This is a genomic window from Gluconobacter japonicus, assembly GCF_002723975.1.
Taxonomy (GTDB): domain Bacteria; phylum Pseudomonadota; class Alphaproteobacteria; order Acetobacterales; family Acetobacteraceae; genus Gluconobacter; species Gluconobacter japonicus.
This window is the reverse complement of the sequence record NZ_BEWO01000069.1, coordinates 1-956: the sequence shown is the minus strand read 5'-3', so window position 1 is coordinate 956 and position 956 is coordinate 1. Positions and strand designations below refer to the sequence as shown.

Genomic DNA, 956 nt, shown 5'->3' with positions numbered 1-956 from the left:
TTGATGATGAATTTTTCTGGCTCTGAAGTCCAGATTTTGCAGACGTATTCGTAAGGTGTGAGGCCGTTCAGGGTCTTGAGCCTTCGCCCGAAATTATAGGCTGCCATGAAGTCGTTGAGGTGTGTCCTCAACTGCTCGTGGCTGCCGTAACGGAAGCGCTTGACGGTTGCTTCCTTGATCATCCGGTTCATCCGCTCAACCTGACCGTTCGTCCAGGGATGATTGGGTTTCGTCAGACGATGTTCGATCCCTTGGGCTTCGCAAATCATGTCAAAGCGCATTGGACGCGACCACGCCGTATTGCGATTACGAGGCTGCTCAGCGAACTGGATCCCGTTGTCGGTCAGGATGGTGTGGATCCGGTAAGGAATAACGCTCAGGAGATGTTCGAGGAATTTCCAGGCCGTCTTTCGATAAGCTTTTTCGACGAGTTGTGTGACAGCGAATTTGCTTGTCCGATCGATGGCAACGAAGAGGTACAGCTTGCCTCAGCGCTCTGGACCTCCGCGATATCGAGATGAAAGAACCCAATCGGGTAGCGTTTGAAGCGCTGGCGTTTGGGCTTGTCTCCCGCGATATCCGGCAGTCGTGAGATCTCGTGGCGCTGAAAGCAGCGATGCAGGGTGGAGCGTGTCAGATGGGGAATGCTGGCCTGCAGGGCATAAATGCAGTCATCCAGCGGCAGTAAAGTATGCCGACGAAAGGCCACGATCATTGCTTCGTCCGTCTCGGAAAGGACCGTTGATTGAGGCTCTTTTGGTCCCGTCTTCTGATCTTCGACAGGCTAGCGCTTCCGCCACTTTGCAACTGTTTTCGGGTTGATCCCGAATTCCTCGCTCAGCGACGCGAGCGAAGCCTGCGATCGCTGTAGTGCTGCTCGCACGGCGTGCGTGGTCGTGGCGCTCCCATGACGTATCTGTCCCATAATGCTTCCTTCCACTCTCGTGAAAATACAA

General features: G+C 54.3%; 1 pseudogene. It reads right to left on the bottom strand.

Annotation, left to right across the window (positions count from 1 at the left end):
* Nucleotides 1–925: pseudogene (locus GJA01_RS15075) on the bottom strand (IS481 family transposase); the annotation flags it as partial.
* Nucleotides 926–956 lie beyond the last annotated feature (31 nt).